At 33.2% G+C, this 6230-nt stretch carries 5 protein-coding genes; 1 reads left to right on the top strand and 4 read right to left on the bottom strand.

Annotated features, from left to right (window positions below; genetic code table 11):
• Positions 1 to 1177 precede the first annotated feature (1177 nt).
• The 4 genes from F5ESL0259_RS08970 to F5ESL0259_RS08805 form a co-directional block, all read right to left on the bottom strand.
• On the bottom strand, positions 1178 to 1315 hold the full coding sequence (locus tag F5ESL0259_RS08970) for a hypothetical protein (protein ID WP_158596034.1): 138 nt from the start codon (positions 1313 to 1315) through the stop codon (positions 1178 to 1180).
• 134 nt (positions 1316 to 1449) lie between these two features.
• Positions 1450 to 1593, bottom strand: a complete 144-nt coding sequence (locus F5ESL0259_RS08965) for a hypothetical protein (protein ID WP_158593833.1) — start codon at positions 1591 to 1593, stop codon at positions 1450 to 1452.
• 483 nt (positions 1594 to 2076) lie between these two features.
• Entirely contained in the window at positions 2077 to 2595 is a 519-nt protein-coding gene (locus tag F5ESL0259_RS08810) for a DUF536 domain-containing protein (RefSeq protein WP_110446864.1), read from the bottom strand.
• 1139 nt (positions 2596 to 3734) lie between these two features.
• The gene (locus tag F5ESL0259_RS08805; protein WP_110446863.1) at positions 3735 to 4589 is read right to left on the bottom strand and encodes a helix-turn-helix domain-containing protein; all 855 of its coding nucleotides are present in this window, start codon (positions 4587 to 4589) and stop codon (positions 3735 to 3737) included.
• A 126-nt stretch (positions 4590 to 4715) separates the two neighbouring features.
• Between F5ESL0259_RS08805 and F5ESL0259_RS08800 the strand changes: the two genes are divergently transcribed.
• Positions 4716 to 5972 carry an MFS transporter gene (locus tag F5ESL0259_RS08800; protein WP_110446862.1) on the top strand — a complete coding sequence of 419 codons (1257 nt, stop codon included), beginning with the start codon at positions 4716 to 4718 and terminating at the stop codon, positions 5970 to 5972.
• Positions 5973 to 6230 lie beyond the last annotated feature (258 nt).

Below are 6230 nucleotides of genomic sequence, written 5' to 3'. Positions count from 1 at the left end.
TGCAGCAAAAAAATGTTTGTGAATTTGAAGCCGTATAGCAAAAGGGAAGACTGATTTAACAGCCTTCCCTTTTTTCATTACCTGGTAATTTCACAATTAGACCAATTGCTTCATACCAGCTTATTTGCTACTTTTCATTAAAAAAATACCGATCAATCATTTTGCACAGTACGTGCGCAATTACTGGTAAAACTACCATAGTGATTGCCAAACTGGCATTTGTTGTTAGCATAGCTCTTGCCACCTTCCGAAACTTGACTCAGAGTAGCTAATCCTTATTGGCTTTGCTGCAAACTTTTTACTTAAAACCAAAATCGGCTATAATGTAAATAGATGTTAGCAAAACTCTATCGTTAAGAATATGGGACTAACTATCGCATGATTGCTAAAAGGCGCTAAACCTGATCCGTTTAACGCCTTTTTTAATGCTAAGGGAAAATTTCCCCTGCTATATATTAATATAGCACGAGCATTTAAAATGCGACCAAACAGAAAAAAGCATGAAACTCTCTAACATTCATGCTTTTTTAATTCGCCTGATTTAGCCCCTATTAGCCCCTGTGAGCCGTTTTTTCGCCCTCGGGTATACTTACACCTGATTTTCTATCAAATGGATGACTTCCTGGCGATAAGCTGTGTGATTTACCTGCTAAATTCACTTCTCTTTTTGCTCAAAAATGACTGCCCCCAATTTTTTAAAAGTAGACAAAATCATTCCTCAACTATTTCACCTACTTTTATTTTTTACCCCCCCGCTCTCCATTACATTCAAAGCGAGCCTGGTATTCAATAAAACCAAAATACGGTTTTTGATACGATCTTTACCCTTAGGAGAATGTTGCTCTATCAAGGTTTATGACAATCCCATTTTGGGACTATCAGATCCCTTTCACAAACCCAGATGGAGTTTTTAGCTCTACACCAGTATTCACAACACACCCACAATGGGATATTTCGCAAAAAAAGTGCTAGCAGGCAGCCGCTGTTAGAAAACGCTTGGCACCGCCAAGCTATCACCTTACGTTAAGTAAGTGATAGCAGTTTCCCTTATGCTCTTTCCTAAAAGTTTGTGAAGTTCCAACATACAAATAAAAAAACAACTTTTTCCAAGCAAATAAACGGCCACAAAAAACCAGGTCAGTCTCTCACAAGCAAAACTAAAACACTACTCAACACCCTAACCTTCAACTAAACCATGAAAGACTGCTGAGCCAAAATCTACTACACCAGTTGCTCTACCTAAACCTAAAACAAAGTCAGCTGAATAAACTAAACTGCCAAATACTGCTCCTGGCAGTGGGCACACTGGCCCCATAAGGTACCTAACATAACCGCAAAGCGGTTAGTTAGGTAATTTCCCCTTGCAATAAGGAGAAGAAACTATCTAACTAACCGCTTTGTCGATCGTTGGTTACTAATCTGGTCACAAAGGACCAGCATACATTTAAGCTAAAAAACGCCCTGCACAGTAGCCGAGCCGTTGTTTTTTGTCGCTCCAAAATATGATCTGAAGGTCTGGGCAACGCCATATGCTAACCCCAGCCAATAGTACCTCGTACTATGTTCTGTCCTTGCTACTGCCGTATGTTCCACTGCTGCCTGCTCGCCTTACGCATGAGTAATTCTGACCAGACAGTAGTCGTCTGTACCGCCCTGACCTGGTTCGCTTAACTGCTGGTCGTCACCGCCACTTGCCCCACTGCATTCGTTACGTGCTTTCGGAAATAGATTTATTACTTGAGATGGCTCTATTAAACCTGTCCCTTTTTTCAACTTTGTCCTGTTGGTTCGCTTGATAACGGAAAAGACCTCCGGGCTAATCTTTTAACTCGAAGGTCTTTTTAACTTCATCTCTTGAATTTTTAAGTATTTTTGTTATACTTAATTCAGTTGATGAAGCTAATCTTTAGACCGTGTCAAAGTGCTAGAAGATTAGTTTTTTTCATGCCCTGATACTTTGTTATTTACTAGGTATCAGGGTATTTTTATTTGCGTTAATAGATTAATATTAACATAAATTCATTGAATTCTTTCAAAAAATTTTAAATTAATAAATTTAAATGTTGAAAATTATTTTTATTGCCACCAATGTTTTTTAACCACTGGTTGCTCTAATAATCTTTTATTCTGTTCGTTAGTGGTCAAATTTAATTGCTGTTGCTGATCTAATAGCTTATGTAGTTCACTTATTTGTTGGTTAGATTTTTCAGCTAATTGTGCTATTTGCTTATCTTTACTTTGTCTTAAATTTTCTTTTTCAATAACAAGTTTTTGTATCTGTTGCTCTTTAATATTTATTTTTTCCGTTAATTGTTTAATTTGATTTTCAAGCTCATCTGTTCGACTGTTTAGGCTAGACAAAATAGTGTTAATCATTTTACTATCTATATGTTTAGCACTATTTGTATTATGCTTGACAGAAATTTCTGCGTAGTATTGTTTAATATTTTTAACTGCTTGATCATCGAAAATATACTGTCCTAAAGCACTCTTTTTAGGTTTTTTATTATCGTCTAGTTTTGCTATTATTTGGTATAGCCTTGCTCTACTTAAGCCTAACTCATTAACTAGCTCTTTGGCTGTAATATTACTCATGTATTTGCTATCTCCTATTTACATTAATGTCTAGTATTTGTTAACCATTTGGCATTATATTAGCATTAAATAAATCGGAAAAAGTAAAAAAATGCAATTATTATCAGTATCATATCCACACATGAATTAAGCAAAAAAAGGAGTACACCACTTAATACTAATCCGTAAAAAATCATGGTGGTCAAAACTATCTTGAAAGTGTTATACTCTATTTAGCATATAACAAATAAAACATTGCCGTGCGTGGCAATGTTTTTAATACTATTGGTTATCACACGATAATTTACTTTCGTGTGTTTTTTTGTAGTAAATTAGTTCTTTTCCAAATAAAATTATATTTAAAAAAACCATGGTGGGCCAATTCTAAATGGATTTTTAGTCATCTTTTTAGTCATATTGATTTCTCCTTTCTAACGTTTTTTAATTATATTATTTTATAAAGTGTTGATTTTAAATTTTATCAGCACTCTAATCTGTAATTACCTGATGTCTGATTTTTCGTCGTTTCTTACAATAAATTAGTTCTTTTCCAAATAAAGTTAAATTTAAAAAAACCATGGTGGGCCAATTCTAAGTGGATTTTTAGTCATCTTTTTAGTCATATTGATTTCTCCTTTCTAACGTTTTTAATTATATTATTTTATAAAGTGTTGATTTTAAATTTTATCAGCACTCCATCTGTAATTACCTGATGTTTGATTTTTCGTCGTTTTTTTTCATCCTTGTTACTTAGCTGTGAATGATAACGACCCAACCAAAAGTTGATGTATTCATGTTTTTATCTCCTTTCTTCATTTTATTTCTAATTACTTGTTACTTAGCTGTGAATGATAACGACCCAACCAAAGGTTGATGTATTCATATTTTTATCTCCTTTCTTTATTTTATTTCCAATTACTTATTACTTAGCTGTGAATGATAACAACCCAACCAAAAGTTGATGTATTCATATTTTTATCTCCTTTCTTCATTTTATTTCCAATTACTTGTTACCTAGATGTGAATGATAACGATTCAGTCAAAAGTTGATGTACTTCATCTCCTTCTGTTTTAAACTTTGTAGCTTAAGTATATTTTCGATTTAACAGAAAATAATAAAAAAGTCGTATTTGAATTTTAAATATCAAATACGACTTTTTTTAATTTTTCCCATATTTATCTAGAATACCTTTCATGTCTTTGCTGTACTCCGGCATGCCTAACGAACTAATATGATCAATTGCCATTCGAGCTTTATTTAAATACTCATCCTTTCTTTCATAGTGATAATTCACTATATTTTTAAGTATAAAAATGCAGTTTTTATAAAAAAACAAGTTCGGTTTAGTACTAATTTGATCAGCTGCCTGAATAAAGAATTTTGTTTCTTTATATCTACCTTTCTCAATACACATAAATAACACGTTTATCTCTATTCCTAATATTGTTTCTTGAACATTCGAACTCCCAGAATGGCAAAATTGCGTGATCACTCGCCGACTTATTAACAAGTTGCTATCGAGATCATAAAATGGCATCAAGTTACAATACAAATCTAATTTATTTTCGTCAAAATTAGAAATATTAAAAATCTTTTCTTTCAACTTACTTCGTTCTTTTTCATCAAGATCTTCTACGTGATTACCAACTAAAGCTATAAGTGCATCTATAAATAGCAACTGATCTTCTTTATCAGCTATTTCGCTATTTGCAATGACATTTTTAATATCCTTAAGCTGATCCTTATCATTATGATAAAACGCTTCATTAATTGCCTCGCCAATATCTCTGTTTTCGTCATATTTTACCTTATCTTCTTGACTAAGCTTGCCAAAAAATTCCCACAATTTAATGTTATTAGCACGCAGTAATGCAATCAAATCCTCAGCTGTAATTCTATGCTGATCTTTTTCAACTTTTGAATAATATGATGTACTAATCGTATCACCAGCCCATTCTTTTTGAGTTTTCAAACTCTCAATTCGATATTGCTTTAGCAATTGTCCTATTGTCATTAGTGACCCTCCTTAATTTCTTTCGAATTTGGCGTTTAACATTCAAATACGACATTTTTGATATTCCTTATTATAACCACGTTATAACTTAATATATAAAATATTTAATTTAGGAGTTATAAAATTATGGACATTTTTATAAAGAACAAGGATTATAGAAAATTTACAATCGCCAGTTTTTTATCTGGTGCAGGCAATATTTTGTTTTACTTAGCACTTATTACTTATGCAAGTAAATTAAGAAATTACGCCTTGGCTATTTCATTGATTTCAATTTCAGAATCAGTACCTCAAATTTTTCAAGTTTTTAGTGGATATTTAGCTGATCGTACAAAAAACAAATTCAAGCTAATGGTTTGGTTAGCTGCTATACGCTTTGGACTCTATCTAATCGTCGGATTACTTTTCGCTAGTGGATTTGCTGGCTGGAACCTAGTTTTAACTGTTATTGGCATTAACTTAGTATCGGATATTGCTGGCTCATACTCTGGTGGCCTTCAAACGCCTCTAATTGTTAACATTGTCGGAAATGATGAAGTTGCTGAAGCTGAAGGATTTGTTAGTGGGATCAACGGTATTATCAATATGATTGCACAATTCATTGGTTCTGGTTTATTACTTTTCATGTCTTATTCCAGCTTAGCAATCTTCAATGCCTTAACATTTCTAGCGGCAGGTGCCCTTTTTGCCAGCGTCGGCCGTAATTATTACAAGACTCGTCCCCAAGAAGCAACTACTTCAGTTAATGAAAAAGGATTCTTTAAAACAATTGCTTTGTCATTCAAACAAGTAAAAAAAGCAAAGGGATTGTTATCAGTCGTTCTAGTAATTGCTTTATTAAATGGAGTTTTAGGATCAATTGAACCTTTAATTTCAATCGTAATCGCTGGTAATAAGTCCTCTATGGTCATTGGAACATACAGTTTTACGATTGCCCTAATAGGAGCTGTAATGACTGCTGGTATGGCACTTGGTAGCATTGTAGGCACAAAATTATTCAAGAACATGTCATTATTCACTATTGCAATTATTTCAACAGCTTTAAGTATCGCAGTTATTGGTACAATGCTCATTAAAAATATTTTCATTTGTCTGCCTATCATGGCAAGCCTTGCAATATTTATTGGTACGGCTAGTCCTAAATTAACACAGTGGCTTGTTGAAGCAGTCGACCAAAACATTTTGTCATCAACTATGGGAATGCTTAACACAATTTTAATAGTGACTGCGCCAGTTATGACAACTATTTTTACTACAATTACTGCTTCTTTCGGCATTACTATCGCATTAACACTATTATGTATAACTTGTTTAATTATTTTAGCAACAATAGTCGGGGTAGCCTATTCTACTAATAAAAATGCAGCCATTAATGAAGCATAACTATAAACAAATTTATTACATTTATCTGTCCTTAATTTATACCAAAGCAAAATAATTCCATATATACCAAAGCAACTTAACATAATGTACATTAAGCGAAGTTGCTACGAAACTTAGAGCTACAAGGCTTCAAACTGCAGCAAAAAAATGTTTGTGAATTTGAAGCCGTATAGCAAAAGGGAAGACTGATTTAACAGCCTTCCCTTTTTTCATTACCTGGTAATTTCACAATTAGACCAATTGCTTCATACCAGCTTA

It is taken from the genome of Lactobacillus sp. ESL0259 (genome assembly GCF_003693045.1).
In the GTDB taxonomy this organism is placed as follows: domain Bacteria; phylum Bacillota; class Bacilli; order Lactobacillales; family Lactobacillaceae; genus Lactobacillus; species Lactobacillus melliventris.
Note: the sequence above shows the minus strand (reverse complement) of the source record. Positions and strands in the feature narration are given on the sequence as shown.

Coding starts and splice junctions, on each gene's coding strand:
- F5ESL0259_RS08810 (WP_110446864.1), bottom strand. CDS start 2,595: ATGAGTAATATTACAGCCAAAGAGCTAGTTAATGAGTTAGGCTTAAGT.
- F5ESL0259_RS08970 (WP_158596034.1), bottom strand. CDS start 1,315: ATGGGGCCAGTGTGCCCACTGCCAGGAGCAGTATTTGGCAGTTTAGTT.
- F5ESL0259_RS08805 (WP_110446863.1), bottom strand. CDS start 4,589: ATGACAATAGGACAATTGCTAAAGCAATATCGAATTGAGAGTTTGAAA.
- F5ESL0259_RS08800 (WP_110446862.1), top strand. CDS start 4,716: ATGGACATTTTTATAAAGAACAAGGATTATAGAAAATTTACAATCGCC.